Origin of the sequence: Streptomyces sp. NPDC050504 (assembly GCF_044458065.1) — a bacterium.
Lineage (GTDB): Bacteria > Actinomycetota > Actinomycetes > Streptomycetales > Streptomycetaceae > Streptomyces.
In genome coordinates, this window is record NZ_JBITHO010000001.1 from 1,244,323 (window position 1) to 1,259,704 (window position 15,382).

General features: G+C 73.3%; 14 protein-coding genes. 9 read left to right on the forward strand and 5 right to left on the reverse strand.

What is annotated here, in order from left to right:
* Nucleotides 1–42: 42 nt before the first annotated feature.
* Both ACIBNE_RS05150 and ACIBNE_RS05155 read right to left on the reverse strand, forming a co-directional pair.
* On the reverse strand, nucleotides 43–1,083 hold the full coding sequence (locus ACIBNE_RS05150) for a methyltransferase (protein ID WP_399269652.1): 1,041 nt from the start codon (nucleotides 1,081–1,083) through the stop codon (nucleotides 43–45).
* Between the two features lie 248 nt (nucleotides 1,084–1,331).
* Nucleotides 1,332–2,513 (reverse strand): Ig-like domain-containing protein, encoded by a 1,182-nt coding sequence (locus ACIBNE_RS05155; RefSeq protein WP_399269654.1) that lies wholly within the window; start codon nucleotides 2,511–2,513, stop codon nucleotides 1,332–1,334.
* A 209-nt stretch (nucleotides 2,514–2,722) separates the two neighbouring features.
* Here ACIBNE_RS05155 and ACIBNE_RS05160 point away from each other — a divergent pair, with 209 nt between their 5' ends.
* The 7 genes from ACIBNE_RS05160 (at nucleotide 2,723) to ACIBNE_RS05190 (ending at nucleotide 10,622) form a co-directional block, all read left to right on the forward strand.
* Entirely contained in the window at nucleotides 2,723–3,913 is a 1,191-nt protein-coding gene (locus ACIBNE_RS05160; RefSeq protein ID WP_399269656.1) for a lipid II:glycine glycyltransferase FemX, read from the forward strand.
* Complete coding sequence (murJ, locus tag ACIBNE_RS05165; RefSeq protein ID WP_399269658.1) at nucleotides 3,910–5,601, forward strand: murein biosynthesis integral membrane protein MurJ; 1,692 nt, start codon at nucleotides 3,910–3,912, stop codon at nucleotides 5,599–5,601. Before ACIBNE_RS05160 ends, murJ begins: the two co-directional genes overlap by 4 nt.
* Nucleotides 5,602–5,650: 49 nt before the next feature.
* Nucleotides 5,651–6,337 carry a response regulator gene (locus ACIBNE_RS05170; RefSeq protein WP_399269660.1) on the forward strand — a complete coding sequence of 229 codons (687 nt, stop codon included), beginning with the start codon at nucleotides 5,651–5,653 and terminating at the stop codon, nucleotides 6,335–6,337.
* Nucleotides 6,334–7,803: a sensor histidine kinase gene (locus ACIBNE_RS05175; protein ID WP_399269662.1), complete on the forward strand. Its 1,470-nt coding sequence runs from the start codon at nucleotides 6,334–6,336 to the stop codon at nucleotides 7,801–7,803. Before ACIBNE_RS05170 ends, ACIBNE_RS05175 begins: the two co-directional genes overlap by 4 nt.
* Nucleotides 7,800–8,375, forward strand: coding sequence for a hypothetical protein (locus ACIBNE_RS05180; RefSeq protein WP_399269664.1), 576 nt, complete (start codon nucleotides 7,800–7,802; stop codon nucleotides 8,373–8,375). Before ACIBNE_RS05175 ends, ACIBNE_RS05180 begins: the two co-directional genes overlap by 4 nt.
* 133 nt (nucleotides 8,376–8,508) lie before the next feature.
* Nucleotides 8,509–9,177: a class I SAM-dependent DNA methyltransferase gene (locus tag ACIBNE_RS05185; RefSeq protein WP_399269666.1), complete on the forward strand. Its 669-nt coding sequence runs from the start codon at nucleotides 8,509–8,511 to the stop codon at nucleotides 9,175–9,177.
* Between the two features lie 209 nt (nucleotides 9,178–9,386).
* On the forward strand, nucleotides 9,387–10,622 hold the full coding sequence (locus ACIBNE_RS05190) for a serine hydrolase domain-containing protein (protein WP_399269668.1): 1,236 nt from the start codon (nucleotides 9,387–9,389) through the stop codon (nucleotides 10,620–10,622).
* Between the two features lie 77 nt (nucleotides 10,623–10,699).
* Here the strand turns inward: ACIBNE_RS05190 and ACIBNE_RS05195 are convergent, their stop codons facing one another.
* Together ACIBNE_RS05195 and ACIBNE_RS05200 are read right to left on the reverse strand one after the other, a co-directional pair.
* Entirely contained in the window at nucleotides 10,700–11,071 is a 372-nt protein-coding gene (locus ACIBNE_RS05195) for a darcynin family protein (protein ID WP_399269670.1), read from the reverse strand.
* On the reverse strand, nucleotides 11,061–11,993 hold the full coding sequence (locus ACIBNE_RS05200; protein WP_399269672.1) for an NAD(P)H-binding protein: 933 nt from the start codon (nucleotides 11,991–11,993) through the stop codon (nucleotides 11,061–11,063). The genes ACIBNE_RS05195 and ACIBNE_RS05200 overlap by 11 nt, the downstream gene beginning before the upstream one ends.
* A gap of 105 nt (nucleotides 11,994–12,098) precedes the next feature.
* On the opposite strand from ACIBNE_RS05200, the gene ACIBNE_RS05205 reads away from it, so the two are divergent.
* Together ACIBNE_RS05205 and ACIBNE_RS05210 are read left to right on the forward strand one after the other, a co-directional pair.
* A complete protein-coding gene (locus ACIBNE_RS05205; RefSeq protein WP_399269674.1) occupies nucleotides 12,099–13,061 on the forward strand; it encodes a LysR family transcriptional regulator in 963 nt (320 codons plus the stop codon).
* Between the two features lie 127 nt (nucleotides 13,062–13,188).
* Nucleotides 13,189–13,992 (forward strand): maleylpyruvate isomerase family mycothiol-dependent enzyme, encoded by an 804-nt coding sequence (locus tag ACIBNE_RS05210; protein WP_399269676.1) that lies wholly within the window; start codon nucleotides 13,189–13,191, stop codon nucleotides 13,990–13,992.
* A 445-nt stretch (nucleotides 13,993–14,437) separates the two neighbouring features.
* Here the strand turns inward: ACIBNE_RS05210 and ACIBNE_RS05215 are convergent, their stop codons facing one another.
* Nucleotides 14,438–15,100, reverse strand: a complete 663-nt coding sequence (locus ACIBNE_RS05215; RefSeq protein ID WP_399269678.1) for an RNA polymerase sigma factor — start codon at nucleotides 15,098–15,100, stop codon at nucleotides 14,438–14,440.
* Nucleotides 15,101–15,382: the final 282 nt, after the last annotated feature.

Genomic DNA, 15,382 nt, shown 5'->3' on the forward strand with positions numbered 1-15,382 from the left:
GCAGGGCCTCCCGAGCACCGGGGGCCCTGCCCGCCGGGGGCTTCAGTCGGCGACGGCCACGACGACGCTGGAGGGCGCCGAGAGCGCCACCGTCTCCGCGTGCCGCAGACCGGCCGCCCGGAACAGGGCGGCGAACTCGGCCTCGGTGCGCTCCCGCCCCGGGGTGAGCGCCATCATCACGATGTCCAGGAACTTCCCGGGGTGCGGGACGTCCCCCTCGGGGATCACCGGGTCGAGGACGACGACCCGGCCCGCGGGGTCCATGACCTCGCGGATGTTCCGCAGCACGGTGATGGCCTCCTCGTCGCTCAGCTGGTGCACCACGTGGGAGATCACGTAGGCGTCGGCGCCCGCGGGGACGGCGGCCAGGTAGTCGCCCGACGCGGTCTCGGCGCGGTCGACGACACCGGCGTCGGCGAGCACGTCGACGGCCCCCGGCACGACCTCGGGCTGGTCGAACACGACACCGCGCATCTGCGGGTAGCGCTGCAGGATCCGCGCCACGAGGTATCCGTGGCCGCCGCCGATGTCCACGACCTTCCGGACGCCGGTCAGGTCGTACGAGGCGACCGCGACGCTCTGGAGGTGGCTGACGATCTCCCCCATCGCGCTGTTGAAGATCTTCCCCATCTCAGGGCGGGCGTTCAGATAGGAGAACAGGTCGGTGCCGTGCACGTGCTCGAACGCGGACTCCCCGGTACGGACGCTGTGCCCGAGCGCGGCGTACGCCTGCTGGAGCGCGGGCTGACCCTCGTACCTGAAGTGGTCCCGCAGCGAACCGGGGACGTCCGAGCGCAGCGTCTCGGCCATGGTGTTGAGCGCGAAGGTGCTCGGTGCCACCTCCGTGAACACCCCGCGGCTGGCGACGGCCCGCAGCGCGCGGTACAAGGTGCCGGGGTGCGCGTCGACGCGCTTGGCGATCTCGTCCACCGGCAGTGGACCGGCGGCGAGCTGGTCGGCCACGCCCAACTCGGCCACCACGTACAGCAGGTGCGCCAGCCTCAGGCCGTTCTGGAAGTCCAGCATGCGCCCCTTCGCGGCGTCCGGGCTCAGCTCGTTGTTGACAGCGGTGTCGGCGGTCACCCTCGATCACTTCCGTTCATGGTCGTCGCGGTCGTCGTCGTACCTGCCGTGGCGCTCCGCACGAGCGGACGCCCGCGGCCGGGCGGTGAACTGAGGGAATTGTGCGGGCCGGTCCGACCGCGTCGACAGCGCGCTCCGGGCGATCTGCAACTTTGTTCCACACGACGGGCCCCTGGCGAAGGATGCGTACACGCGCGACGCCCCGGCCCCGTGCCCCGGTCCACCGGGCGGGCACCGCGCCCGGCGGCTCAGCGCACCGCGCTCTTCTCCCGCCACTGCTCCCAGCTCACGTTCCAGGCGCCGTAGCCGTTGCCCTCGGCGACCGTGCCCTTGGTGTCCTCGCCCTTGATCTCGAACGGATCGCCCGGCCGAAGCGCCGAGAACAGGGCCGAGGCCTGCTCCTTGCTCATGCCGATGCAGCCCGAGCTCTTGTTCGCGACGCCGAACCACCGCGCGTTCCACGGCGCCGCGTGCGCGTACATCCCCGACCAGGTCAGCCGCATCGAGTAGTCGACCATCTTGTCGTAGGCGTCGCCGAGCCCGACCGTCTCGGAGTTCATGTTGATGGTGCCCTCCTTCGCCATGAGCACGGCCGTGCCCCGCCAGGAGCGCTTGTCGCCGCCGGGGGTGCCGCCCGAGACCGGGATCGTGGAGACCGTCCGGCCGTCGCGCACGACGGAGAGCTTCTTGCCGTCCAGGTCCACCTTCACGATCCGGGCCGCCGAGTCGACGGTGAAGCCGGTGCGGTAGTCCCGCACGAACCAACTGCCGCCCGAGTCCGTACCGTTCAGCGTGGCGTCCAGGGTCACCTTGGTGCCCGGCTTCCAGTACTCCTTGGGGCGCCAGTCCGCCCGGTCCTTGCCCGTGTAGTCCTCGATCCAGCCCCACGAGCCCTCGGTGCGGTTGGACGTGGTGACCTTCAACTGCCGCTCCACGTCGGCCTTGTTCTTCACCGGGCGGTCGAACACGATGGACAGCGGCTGCGCGACGCCCACCACGGAGTTCTTGCCGGGCGCCAGGGTCAGCTTGTTGACCTCGTCCGCCTCGGGGAGCGCGTGCGTCGAACGGGACGTCGTCTCCTTGCCGCCGGTGCCGCGCGAGACGACCTCGACGGTGTACGAGGCGCCGGGCGCGGCCTTGCGGTCGGAGGTCCAGGACGCCCCGCCCGCCCCCGTGCGCCCCACGAGCTCGGCGCCCTTCGCGTCGACGACCTTCACCCGCGCGAGGGTGCCGCCGCTCGCCGTCACCGTGACCGGCCGCCCGGCCGCCGGCGGGGTCACCCGCACCTTCGCCGGAGCGCCGTCCGGCACGGCGGCGCGGTGGTCGACCTTGGTCGGCTCGTCGTCCGTCACCACCGAACAGGCGGTCAGCGTCACGGCGGTGAGCAGGAACAGGGGTATGCGAACGGGGCGGACACGGGAGTGCGGCACGACGGGGACCTCCGCGCGAGGAGTGGTGTGGGATGCGTCGGACTCTAGGACGACCGCCGTGCCTTCCGGGCGGCTCCGGGGCCATGTGACAGCGGCTGAGGGGAAACGGTCATCGTCCGGTCACATTCCTCGCGCGGACCGGTCAAGACCGGCTGTGAGCCTGCTGTGCGCCCCACCACCGAACGGGGCGGAACAAGGAGGCCCCCGTCGTGTCAGCGCTGCTCGTGACGCCCGCACCCGCGCCCGCCGCCCCGGCACCGTGGTTCGAAACGCTCACCCCGGACATGTACCGCGCGTTCCTGGCCGCCCGCTCGACGGACGCGGGCGGTCCCAGCTTCCTCCAACTGCCCGCCTGGGCCCGGGTCAAGGAGGGCTGGAGCCACCAGCTCGTCGGCTGGGGACGGGAGCCGGGCCGCCCGGCGGGCGTCGCCCTGGTGCTGCTGCGCACCTTCCCCGGCACCCGCAAGCACTTCGCCTACCTCCCCGAAGGGCCCGTCGCCGACTGGGCCGACCCCGACCTCGACGCATGGCTCGACCCGCTCCTGAGACACCTGCGCGCGTCAGGGGCGTTCGCCGTACGGATCGGCCCCGGGCCCGACTACCGCCGCTGGACCGCCGCCCACCTCAAGTCCCACACCGGGCCTGGGCGGCGCCTCGGCGACGTGCTGGCCAGCGAGGTCGACCCGCTCGGCTCCGCCGTCGCCGAACGGCTGCGGGCCCGCGGCTGGCAGCGCTGCGGCGGCGACGGCAAGGGCGCCGACGACGGGGCCGACGCGCAGCCGCGGTACGTGTACCAGATCCCCCTCACCGGCCGTACCACCGACGACCTGTGGGACGGCCTCAACCAGGAGTGGCGGCGCAACATCCGCAAGGCCCGCAAGTCCGGCGTCGAGGTCGTCGTGGGCTCCGCAGCCGACCTGCCCGAGTTCTACCGCCTCCTGCGGATCACCGAGGAGCGCGACGGCTTCCGGCTCGGCCGCTCCCTGGCGTACTACGAGCGCCAGTACGCCGCGCTCAACGCCGAGCACCCCGGCCGCATGAAGCTCTACCTGGCCCGCCACGAGGGCGAGGTGCTCGCCGCCCACACCATGATCACCGTCGGCCGCCGGGTCTGGTACCAGACCGGCGCGTCGGCCGACCACCGCCGCGAGGTGCGCCCCTCCAACGCCCTGCAGTGGCGCATGCTCCTCGACGCGCACGCCCAGGGCGCCGACGTCTACGACATGCGGGGGATACCCTCCACCCTCGACCCGAACGACCGTTCCCACGGACTGCTGCGCTGGAAGCTCGGCACCGGCGGACAGGTCGTCGAAACCCTGGGGGAGTGGGAGATTCCGTTGCCGGGCACGACGAACCACACGCTGTACCGCGCCTTCCAGGCGTACCTGGCCCGCCGATGACACCGGCCGCCACCAGAGCCAGACACGCCGCCGCCCCCAAGGCCAGACGCACACCGGGGACGAGGAGGGCCGCCCCGTCCGTGGCCCGCAGCAGCGCGCTCATGGCCGCGGGATCGCTGGTCTCGCGCGCCACCGGCTTCGTACGCTCGGCGATCGTCGCCGCGGCCATCGGCACCGGCCTCGTCGCGGACGGCTACGCCGTCGGCAACTCCGTCCCCACCATCGTCTACACACTGCTGCTCGGCGGCGCCCTCAACGCGGTCTTCGTGCCCGAACTGGTCAAGGCCGCCAAGGAGCACGAGGACGGCGGCGCCGCCTACACCGACCGGCTGCTCACCGTCTGCGTCCTCGCCCTCACCCTCCTGACGGCACTCGCGGTGCTCGCCGCTCCCGCGATCGTCGACGGCTACACCGACTACACCGGCGCGCAGCGCGACCTGACCGTCGCCTTCGCCCGCTCCTGCCTGCCGCAGATCTTCTTCCTCGGCCTGTTCACCCTGCTCGGCCAGGTGCTCAACGCACGCGGCAGGTTCGGCGCGATGATGTGGACACCGGTCCTGAACAACCTCGTCGTCATCACGGTCTTCGGACTCTTCCTCGCCGTGTCCGACGGCGGGGAGCTCACCCCGGACGAGACCTCGCTGCTCGGCTGGGGCACCACCGCGGGCATCGCCCTCCAGGCACTCGCCCTGCTGCCCTCGCTGCGCGGCGCCGGGTTCCGCTGGCGGCCCCGGTTCGACTGGCGCGGCAGCGGCCTCGCCGCGCCGCTGCGCGCGGCGGGCTGGCTGATGCTGCTCGTGCTCACCAACCAGGCCGCGTACTGGGTCACGACCAAGATCGCCACGGCGGCCGGCGAGCAGGCCGAGGGCGCGGGGCTCAGCGCGTACAACAACGCCTACCTGCTGTGGGTGGTCCCGCACGGCATCGTCACCGTCGCCCTGGTCACCGCCCTGATGCCGCGCATGAGCGCCGCCGCGGCCGACGGCGACCTGGCGGGCGTGCGCCGGGACGTCGCCCAGGCCCAGCGCACCACGGCGGCGGCCGTCGTCCCGGCCGCCTGCGCCCTGTTCGCGCTCGCGGTGCCGCTGATGACGACGGTGTTCCAGTACGGGCAGGCCGACGCGGACGCCATCCGCTCGATGGCCCGGATCCTGATGGCCCTCGCGCCCGGCCTGATCGCCCTGTCGGGGCAGTACGTGTGCACCCGCGCCTTCTACGCGCTGCGGGACACCCGCACCCCGTTCCTCCTCAACCTGGTCATCGCCGGGCTCAACGCGCTGCTCGCGGTCGTCGCCCACACCGCGCTGCCCGCCGAGTGGGCGGTCGCGGGCATGTCGGCCGGATACTCCCTGGCGCTCTGGGCGGGCTGGGGCCTGACCGCGTACGCACTGCACCGGCGGCTCAACCGGCGCCGCCGCAGGGGCGCCCGCAAGGCGGAACGAGGCGGGGGCGCGGGCGGCTCGCTCGTACGGCTGCTGGTCGCCGCAGTCCCCGCCACCTGGCTCGGCCTGCTCGCGGCGGACGCGACAGGCGGCCCGGCGGGCCCGGTGGCCGCGGGGCTCGCCGGGGCCACCGCCATCGGCGCCGTGTTCGTGCTGCTCGCCCGGCCGCTGCGGCTCACCGAAGTCACCGCCCTCACCGGGAACCTCACCGGTCGCGCCGCCCGTCTCGTACGGCGCGGACGCTGACCCAGGACCCGCCTCCCGACCACCCTTCCGACCTTGGGATACTCCACGAATGCCACGCGTGCTGCTGATCGAAGACGACCCCTCCGTCCGCGAGGGCGTCGAGCTCGGGCTGCGGCGCCGCGGCCACGAGGTGCGGACCGCCGCGACGGGCGAGGCCGGGCTCGCGGCGCTCGACGAGTTCCGCCCCGACCTGCTCCTGCTCGACCTGATGCTGCCCGCCATGAACGGCGTCCAGGTGTGCCGCCGGGTCCGCGAGAACAGCCAGCTGCCGATCATCATGCTCACCGCGCGCGGCGACGACTTCGACGTCGTCGTGGGACTGGAGGCGGGCGCCGACGACTACATCGTCAAACCCGCCCGCACCGAGGTCATCGAAGCCCGCATACGCGCCGTGCTGCGCCGCATCGAGGAGCCGGGCGGCGGCCGTCCCGCCGTCGAGTTCCACGGGGAGCTGGCCATCGACCGGGCCGGGCTCGCCGTCACCAAGAACGGCGAACGCGTCACCCTCGCCCCCTCCGAGCTCAAACTGCTGCTCCACCTCACCGCGGCCCCCGAGCAGGTCTTCAGCCGCCAGCAACTCCTCGAACACGTCTGGGAGCACAGCTTCCACGGCGACGCCCGACTCGTCGACGCCTGCGTCCGAAGGCTCCGCAACAAGATCGAGGACACCCCGGGGGAGCCCCGCTACATCCAGACGCTGCGCGGGTTCGGCTACCGCTTCGGCCCGCTCCAGTGAGGCGTCACGCCCGCGACGGCGGCACCAGACCGCCGCGCGGGCGCCGCCTGCGCCCCTTCGGCCTGCGCACCCGGCTCGTCCTCGCCTTCCTGCTGGTCGCCGCCGTCGGCTGCGGCACCACCGCCGCGCTCACCTACCGCGCGACCCGCAACGCGATCCTGGTGCAGACCCAGGACACCGCGGTCGCCGCCTTCCGGCAGCAGGTCGAGACGTTGAGCATCGAGCTGCCCGTCAACCGCGAAGGGCTCCAGAACGAGCTGCGGCGCATCGCCCGGCAGGGCAAACCGCGCCCCTGGCGGGTGTACGCGGAGTACGGCACGATGCGCGTCTCGTCCACCGACCGGCCCGAGTCCAGCGTCCTCACCTCCGAACTGCGCCGCCGCGCCGCCGGAACCGCGCACGCCAGCTTCCAGCGGGTGGTCAGGAACGGCACCCCCTACCTCGCGGTGGCGGTCCCCGCCGTGTTCGGCAAGGTGGGGCGCCTCCCGGAGGGCCACGCCACCGGCCTCGTCGTGTACGCGGTGACGGACCTCGGCGACGAGGAGGCCAACATCGAGGCGATGCTCGTCGCCGCCCGCGACGGCGCCCTGCCCGCCCTGCTCGTCGCGCTGGTCCCGGCGCTGCTCGCCTCGCGGAGCGTCCTGCGGCCCGTACGGGAGCTGCGGCGCGCGGCCCACAGCATGGGGCGCGGCGAGCTGGACACCCGCATCCACGCCAAGGGCAGCGACGAACTCGCTGACCTCGCCCGCACCTTCAACGAGTCCGCGGCCGAACTGGAGCGCTCGGTCACCGAGCTGCGGCAGGCCGAGGCACGCGCACGCCGCTTCGCGTCCGACGTCTCCCACGAACTGCGCACCCCGCTCGCCGGCATGCTCGCGGTGACCGAGGTGCTCGACGAGGACGCCGGGACGCTCGACTCGGACACCGCCCGCGCGGTGCGCCTGATCAGCTCGGAAACCGGCAAACTGGCCGTGCTCGTCGAGGACCTGATGGAGATCTCGCGCTTCGACGCGCGCGTCGCCGAGCTGCACACCGACGAGGTGGACGCGGCCGAGGCGGTGCGCCAGACCCTGCTGAACCGCCACTGGACGGATCCGCGGCAGCTGACGGTCGACCTGACCGACGGGATCCGGGTCCGCCTCGATCCGCGCCGCTTCGACGTCGTGGTCGCCAACCTGGTCGGCAACGCCCTGCGGCACGGTCACCCGCCGGTCACCGTGCGGGTCCACGCGGACGGCGACCACCTCGTCACGGAGGTCGCCGACCGGGGGCCCGGCATCCCGGAGGACGTCCTGCCGCACGTCTTCGACCGCTACTACAAGGGCGACCCGGCCCGCACCCGCTCGGCGGGCAGCGGCCTGGGCCTCGCCATCACCCTGGAGAACGTACGGCTGCACGGCGGCACCGTCGCCGCGGGCAACCGCCCGGACGGCGGCGCGGTCTTCACCGTCAGGATCCCGCTGTGAGCCGGACCGTGCGGCGCGCGGCCGCCGCACTCCTGTCCCTGTTGCCGCTGGCCGCCTGCGGCATCCAGGAGAGCGACGTGGTGGAGGCCGGGGGAGCGGCCACGGTCATCGTGCGACCGATCGACGGCACGAACATAGTGCTGTTCTTCGTCGGCCCGAACGGGCGCCTGATGCTGGTCTCCCGCGACCTCGGCTTCCGCGCCCGGGTCGACGCGGACGGCGTCGGGACGGGCACGGGCAGCCCGTTCGGAACCGGATACCGCCTCGCCGGCAGCAAGGTGCTCGCCACCCTGCTGGAAGGCCCCACCGGGAAGGAGCGCGCCTCCGGGCTCGTCACGGAGCTGGGGGCGCTGAAGGGGGTCGAGGTGTACAGCCACCTGCGGCGCGACACCGACGGAACGGCCAGGGTGGACCTCCGCGTCGGGACCAAGGTCCACGGCATCCGGCCGCTGGCCCTCGAACAGCTGGTGTGCACGGCCGCCTACGCGGAGGGCGGCGACGACTTCGTTCCGCCGGTCGTCGTCTCGGGCCCGGACGGATCCCTGCCCGAGGCCCGCTGCGAGCTGGGCTGACGGGACGACCCGCTGGACTGACGGGGCGACCCGACGGGGCCCGGCGTCGGGCGCCCCAAACCGCGGGAGGCCCTCGCCCCTCCTGCCGCTCTCGCGGACCTCGTTTCGCCAACTCGCCGCATAGGGTGGGCCGATGCGCGCACACCGTATCGACCGGCCGGCCGACCTCGACGTGGTCCGGGACTCCTACGACCGGGTGGCCGACAACTACGCCCACATGGTGGTGACGACGGGAATCGGCGACATCCGGCGATATCCGTGGCTCAAGGCGTCGATCGACGCCTTCGCCGACACCGTGGGCGGGCTAGGGCCCGTCCTCGACGTCGGCTGCGGGCCCGGAACGGTGACCGCCTACCTCGCCGAACGCGGACTCGACGTCTCCGGAGTCGACCTCTCGCCCCGCATGATCGAGAACGCGCGCCGACTCCATCCGCACTGCCGCTTCGGCGTCGCCTCGGCCACCGACCTGGACCTCGAAGAGGCGTCCCTCGGCGGCGTACTGGGCTGGTGGTCGCTGTTCAACCTCCCCCGCGACGTCCTTCCCCAGGTCCTCGCCCTGTTCGCGCGGGCCCTGAAGCCTGGCGGGCACTTCATCGCCGGGACACACGTCGGAGACGAGGACGCGGTGCGCACCGAGGCGTACGGGGGCGTGCCCGTCCGGTGGACGACGCACAAGTGGCAGCCGGAGCGGTTCGTGGACCTGATCGAGCGGGCGGGGCTGCGCCCGGTCGCCGAACTCCGGCTCCCCGCGGACGAGCAGAGCGGGCCGAGCCTGGTCGTGATGGCCGAGCGCCCCGCCTGAGGTCCCCGCGTCGCCCGAGCCCGTACATCCGTGGCCCGTACATCCGTGGCCCGGTCGTCCGCGTGCGGTGGCGTATCGCCGACGTATCGGAAAACGCGTACGCGCGCGCAACAGTCCGTCGCCTTTAGTCGGGGGCAAGGGCCGCAACGGTCCTCGTCGGGGCAGAGGTGTCCCGGCTCAGACAGGTGATCGTGGAATGAGGGCGCTTCATGTCGTACGCGAACGGTCGTCGGTTCCCGAAGAGGGCCACGCTCGTGGTGGGGGTCGCCGCGCTGCTGCTCGCCCATGCCGGGCCCGCCACCGCCACCCCCGCCACCTCCGTCACCGCCGGTCCCGCGCCACGTGGGAACGTGCAGAAGGCGATGGAGGAGCTGGCCAGGGTTCCCGGGGTCGTGGGGGCCGTCGGGGGCGCCTACGTCGACGGGGAGCCGATCGGGCTGGGCAGCGGGGGCTCCCGGTTGCTGGGCGGCAGGGGCGGGCCGATCCCCGTGGACGCGCGCTTCCGGATCTGGTCGCAGACCAAGCAGATGGTGGCCACCGTGGTGCTGCAACTGGTCGCGGAGGGCAGGCTGGGCGTGGACGACAAGCTCGGCGACCTGCTGCCCGCGGTGGTGGACGAGGACCTGGTGGCGCGGGCCGACGAGATCACGGTGCGGCAGATGCTCCGGCACACCTCCGGCATTCCCGACTGGTACGCCGGGGAGCCGAAGCCGGACGGGAGCGAGGGGGACCCCGCGTTCGACGTGTTCGACTTCACGACCCGCTACCGGCCGGTGGACCTGGTGAAGTGGAGCCGCGACCGGCCCAGGACCGGGGAACCGGGCGAGAGGTTCACCTACTCCAACACCAACCACATCCTCCTCGGCATGCTCATCGAGCGGCTGACCGGCCACGACCTGGCCACCGAACTGCACCAGCGCCTGTTCGGCCCGCTCAAGATGACCAAGAGCTACCTCATGGTCGAGCCGCCGGACGGCGTCAGGGGGCCGCACGGCCACGGCTACTATCCCGACGCCGACGGCAGGCCGCGCGACGTGGACCGGTTCAACGCCTCCTTCGCCGGTGGGGGAGCCGGCGGGGTGGTCTCCACCGCGCACGACGTGAGCGCCTTCAACCGGGCGTTCACCCGGGGCAGGCTGCTGCCGCCGGAACTCCAGCGCGTTCTGACCGACCGGCTGCCGGACGCCCCGGACGCCCCGGACGCCCTGGATGCCCCGGACTCCCCGTACTCTCCGCGCGAGCGCCGTAGCGGTTGCGGTGAGGACTTCTACATCACGGGCGGGCTGGCGCCCGGGTCCGTCGCCATGACCTTCTACTCGCAAGACGGTCGCCGTCAGTTCGCGGTGTCGGTCACCCTGAGCACCAAGGACACGACCAGGGCGGGCCAGGCCATGGGCAAGGCGTTGGAGGCGGTGTTCTGCCCGGCCGCGTCAGCGGAGCGGTAGGAACTTCCGTACCGAGGCGGGGGAGGAGACGGCGCACCGCGCCCAGGCCGTGGCCCCCAGCTCCGCCGGAGGCCCCCTCACGTACTGGTGTCGAGGGTGGCCACCGGCGCCACGCCGTACGTGCGGGCGTAGCCGTTCTCCGTACCCACGAGGAGGTCCACGACGTCGAAGTAGCGGTCCCAGAAGGGGGTTTCGCGCAGCGCGTCGATCAGTAGCCGGTAGGCCTCGTGGTCGTCCGCCTCCCAGACCCAGACGTCCGTGACCCGGGACGAGTAGAACTCCGTGTCGTAGAAGCGGGACCGGACGCCACGGGTGCGGGCCTCGATCACCGGGACGACGCGGGTGGTGAAGGCGTGGACGCGTTCGTCCACGGTCATCGCCAGCCACTCGGGCGTGGTTTTGACCAGGATGAACGCGGTGACCGGCGGTTCGGTGCGGTCAGTGGGCATCGGCTGCCTCCGGCGCGGCGAGGACGGCGGGCTTGAGGGTCCGCGCGCACCACCGCGCGAACGTGGTGGCCGGGCCCGCCGGTGCCGGACGCCCGGTGCCCGGCTCCAGGCCCGCGGAGTCCATCCCCTGCTCCTTGGCGCGCTTCATGTCGACGACGCCCTCGACGAACGCCGCGTTGAGACCGTGACCGAGCAGGGCGGTCCGCAACTCGTCGAGCGACTGGCGCCGGTAGCGGACCGGGCGGCCCAACTCCTCGGTCATGACGCGGGCCAGGTCGTCGGGCGACAGGTCCTGCGGGCCGACCACCGGAACACTGCCGGTGCCCGCCCAGGAACGGTCGAGCAGCAGCCCGGCCGCCGTCGCGGCGATGTCGGCGACGGCCACCATCGGGACCGGGCGGTCCGCCGCGAGGGTATCGGTGAAGACACCGTCCGCACGGATCGAACCGGCCTCCTCCAGCAGGTTCTCGAAGAAGGAGGCGCAGGCCAGGGCCCGGAAGGCGACACCGGATCCGGCGATCAGGTCGTCCATCGCCAGTGAAGCGGTGACCAGCCCGGCCCGTGCCGCCTGCGGGGTGCCGCGGCCGAGCGCGGAGACGCCGACGACGCGGCCGACGCCGTGGGCCGCGAACGCCCGCGCGGCCGGGCGGGTGAAGCCGCTGAACCCTTCCCCGGGCGCGAGCGAGGCGTCCGGCGGCACCAGCCAGAATACGGCGTCCGCTCCGGTGAAGGCGCGCTCAAGGGTCGCGGGGTCGCCGTGCGAGCCGGTGACCACCTCGACCCGTGCGCGTACGGCGCCGGGAAGCCGGGCCGGGTCGCGGACCACGACGCGCAACTCCTCGCCGTGCGCGGGCGCGGCCTCGACCAGCAGTGACAGCAGCCTGCTGCCGATGTTCCCGGTGGGGGCGGTAATGACGATCATGAAAACCTCTCGGTTCGTTTCGGATCGGTACGCCCGTTCATCGTGCGGACGCCAACGGCGTTGCCACAATGGGAACTTCAGCAATCAATCGTTGCCCGAAACGGAATGATGCCGGTGAGCAGCCCTTCTTCGAACCTCGACGCCAACCTCGCCGTCGCCCTCGACGCCCTGCTGGCCGAGCGGAGCGTCACCCGCGCCGCCGCGCGGCTGCGCACCTCGCCCGCGGCGATGAGCCGCACCCTGGCCCGGCTGCGCCGGGTGCTCCAGGATCCGCTCCTCGTGCGGGCGGGGCAGAAGATGGTGCCCACGCCCCGCGCGGAGGCACTGCGGGACGAGGCCGCCGCGGTGGTGCGCCGACTGGAGGCGCTGCTCTCCCCGAGCGGCGCGACCGACCTCGCCGCGCTGCGGCGCACCTTCACCGTCCAGGCCGCGGACCTGGTCGGCGCGGCCCTGGCGCCCGGCCTGCTCGGCCTGGCCGGGCACCAGGCCCCCGGCGTCTCGCTGCGGGTGCTGGCGGAGGAGTGGGAGGCGGGCCCCGCGCTGCGCGAGGGCCGGGTCGACCTGGAGATCGGGGCCGTCGACCACGTCGACCCGGAGACCCGGGTCGAAGAGCTGGTCACGCTGCGGATGGTGGCCGGCGTCAGGGCCGGGCACCCGCTCGCCGAAGGCCCCCTGACCCCTGCCGGGCTGGCCGCGGCCGAGCACGTGGTGGTCAGCCGCAGGGGGCGCTTCACCGGCCCGTTGGACGCTGCCCTGGCCGAGCGGGGGCTCGGCCGCCGGGTCCGCGCCGTCCTGCCCGGACACCTGGCCGCGATGGCGCTGGCCGCGGCCGGTGACACGGTCTGCCTGGTACCGGCCGCGCTGCCGGGCGAGCCCCCGTCCCCGCTCACCGGGACGGCGCACGCACTGGGGCTGCGCCTGCTGGACATCCCGCTGCCGCTGCCGCCCCTGACGATCGGCATGGCCTGGCACCCCCGCCACACCGCCGACGGAGGCCACCGCTGGCTGCGCGACGCCGTCCGCCGGGTGCTCCGCCCGCCCGCGGCGACCGGGAAGGAGCCCCACTGACGGCGCGGCCGGTTCCTGGAGTGCCAGTTCGGGGATCCGGGGGTCCGGGTGCCGAAGGGGCGTGGGGGAACAGGGCACTTCGGGGATGCCGGTTGCGTGCGTCGGGCCGGATGGCAGAGGGTGAAGCATGGACTACGTCACGCAGTTCCGCTCCGAAGTCGACGCGTTCGAAACCGCGGTTCGCACGGCAGCGCGTGAGGCGGGGAGCGACGGCATCGCCCTGGTGCCGTCGTGCCCGAGGTGGTCAGTCGCGGATCTGGTGCTCCATCTGGGGTCGGTGCACCGCTCGGTGATCCAAGTGATCGAGGGAGGTCTGCGCGAGTGGCCGCAGGACCCCGACAGCCCCCTTCCGGGACTCCCGCCCGGCCGGCCCGGGTGGCCTGACCCCCGACAGGCCCCGAACCGGGGCCCATTGGCCGAGGGGCTCCTCGACTGGTTCACGGACGGGGCCGCCGCGCTGGCGGAGCTGTTCGCGGCGCGGGATCCGGCCGAGCGTGTCTGGTCCTGGTCGAGCGAGCAGTCGGTCGGGTTCTGGCTGCGCATGCAGACCATCGAGGCGGCCGTGCACCGCTGGGACGCGCAGAACGCGCTCGGCGCCCCGGAGCCGGTCGACCGGCAACTGGCCGCCGACGCGGTCACCCACACGTTCGAGGTCATGGCCCCCGCCCGCCGCGCGTGGCGCGCGGCGCCGCCCGGGGCGGGCGAACGGATGCGCTTCAAGGAAGCGGACGGCTTCCGCATCTGGGTCGTGCAGACGGACCCCGACGAGGTCCTGCTCAACCGGGGCAGCGGCTGCTGCCACGTCGAACTCGCGGGCACCACGTCGGACTTGATGCTGTTCCTGTGGCACCGCGTCCCCAAGGAGGACTTGGCCGTACGGGGCGACGCCGCGCTCCTGGACCGCTACTTCAAACTGGTCCCGCCGGTCTGACACGGCGAAGACGCACGCGGGTGCGACGCGGCGACGGTGATCCCATCGGCCACCGCACCCCCGCCTTTCCCGACATTCACCACGACGGGCAAGGACGACGTCAGGCGGCCGACGGTCGCCCCTGGGCACGGCTCGGGGCGCGGTGCGCCCTGTGGCAGGGGCGGCGAAGAGGGCACGGACACGGTGGCGCGACTGGTGGTTTCCCATGGCACCTTTTCCGGCCAGCCCGCTCCGGGTGCTCTGGCCGAGCCGCGCGGAGGTGTGCATGCTGAGGTCGATCCAACGGTTGATCGAGGCAGGAGGGGGACCGGGAAACCCCACTGCGTCGTCCCGCCACGGACGTGCCCTGCCCCGGCCTCACGGTTGTCGGGGCAGGGCACCGCACGTCACATGCCGGCGCTCCGCGATGCGTACGGGCGGGCACCCCGCACTGCGGACCGGGCGCTCACGCCCGGGACGGCGGAGGTTCCATCACGCGGCGCAGCACGTGCAGGGCCCGCCGGATGTGGCTCTTCACGGTCCCCAGGGGCAGGCCGGTCTCCTCGGCGATCTGGGCCTGGGTCATGTCGCCCCAGATGGCCAGGCCGAGCAGCCGCCGCTGCACGGACGAGAGGTGTGCGAGCTTCTGCAGGACCAGGACCCGGTTGAGCGCCGTGTCGCTCTCGTCGTCGTGGTGGCGGCGCAGCGCCTCCTCGCTCTGGGCCACGGCGGTACGGGCGAGGTCGGCCCGGCGGGAACGGGCGGCGAGCGCGTCGGCCACCGTGTGCCGGGTGATGCCCACGAGCCAGGCGGCCAGAGGCCCGCGCTCCCCGCGGTACCCGGCGCGCCCGCGCCAGGCCGAGAGGAAGACGTGCTGGGTGGCGTCCTCGGCCTCCTGCGGGTCGCCCAGGGCCCGTAGGGCCAGCGTGTAGACCAGCGAACCCCACTGGCGGTAGGCGTCGGACAGGGCCTCCGGGTCACCGGACGCGAAGCGGCGTGCGATCTCCGCCTCCAGGGAGGTCCGTTCCGCCGTCGGCGCGCGCCGTACGGCCTCCGGCGGCCGGGCCGACGCCGGGGCGGGGCAGACGGGCAGCGCGACGGCCGGGTGGTGGTGTCCGGTAGCGGTCATGGCGCACTCCTCGCGGCACTGCGGTGGGGAACTGCTCCCTCCAAGCTCCGGCAAGCCGGTGCGGTGCATCAACATGCGTCGATTCCGCATCGAATTGCGGGCACCATGGGCGGCGAAGGCCCCTCGCGGAAGAAATCCGCATCCCCCGGACGGTCCGGCCGGGAAGTACCGAGCAACCACTCGGCCGCCAGGGACGATCTCGTACGAAGGGAACCGCGACGGTGAATTCCCGGACGCCCGCCGTCCGCCGGGGCGCGAGCGGCCCCTCCCCGCGACGAACCG

Bases quoted from the DNA above. Each gene is read 5' to 3' on its own strand.
- ACIBNE_RS05210 (WP_399269676.1), top strand. From the start codon at position 13,189: ATGGACTACGTCACGCAGTTCCGCTCCGAAGTCGACGCGTTCGAAACC.
- ACIBNE_RS05185 (WP_399269666.1), top strand. From the start codon at position 8,509: ATGCGCGCACACCGTATCGACCGGCCGGCCGACCTCGACGTGGTCCGG.
- ACIBNE_RS05205 (WP_399269674.1), top strand. From the start codon at position 12,099: ATGATGCCGGTGAGCAGCCCTTCTTCGAACCTCGACGCCAACCTCGCC.
- ACIBNE_RS05170 (WP_399269660.1), top strand. From the start codon at position 5,651: ATGCCACGCGTGCTGCTGATCGAAGACGACCCCTCCGTCCGCGAGGGC.
- ACIBNE_RS05195 (WP_399269670.1), bottom strand. From the start codon at position 11,071: ATGCCCACTGACCGCACCGAACCGCCGGTCACCGCGTTCATCCTGGTC.
- ACIBNE_RS05190 (WP_399269668.1), top strand. From the start codon at position 9,387: ATGTCGTACGCGAACGGTCGTCGGTTCCCGAAGAGGGCCACGCTCGTG.
- murJ (WP_399269658.1), top strand. From the start codon at position 3,910: ATGACACCGGCCGCCACCAGAGCCAGACACGCCGCCGCCCCCAAGGCC.
- ACIBNE_RS05215 (WP_399269678.1), bottom strand. From the start codon at position 15,100: ATGACCGCTACCGGACACCACCACCCGGCCGTCGCGCTGCCCGTCTGC.
- ACIBNE_RS05200 (WP_399269672.1), bottom strand. From the start codon at position 11,993: ATGATCGTCATTACCGCCCCCACCGGGAACATCGGCAGCAGGCTGCTG.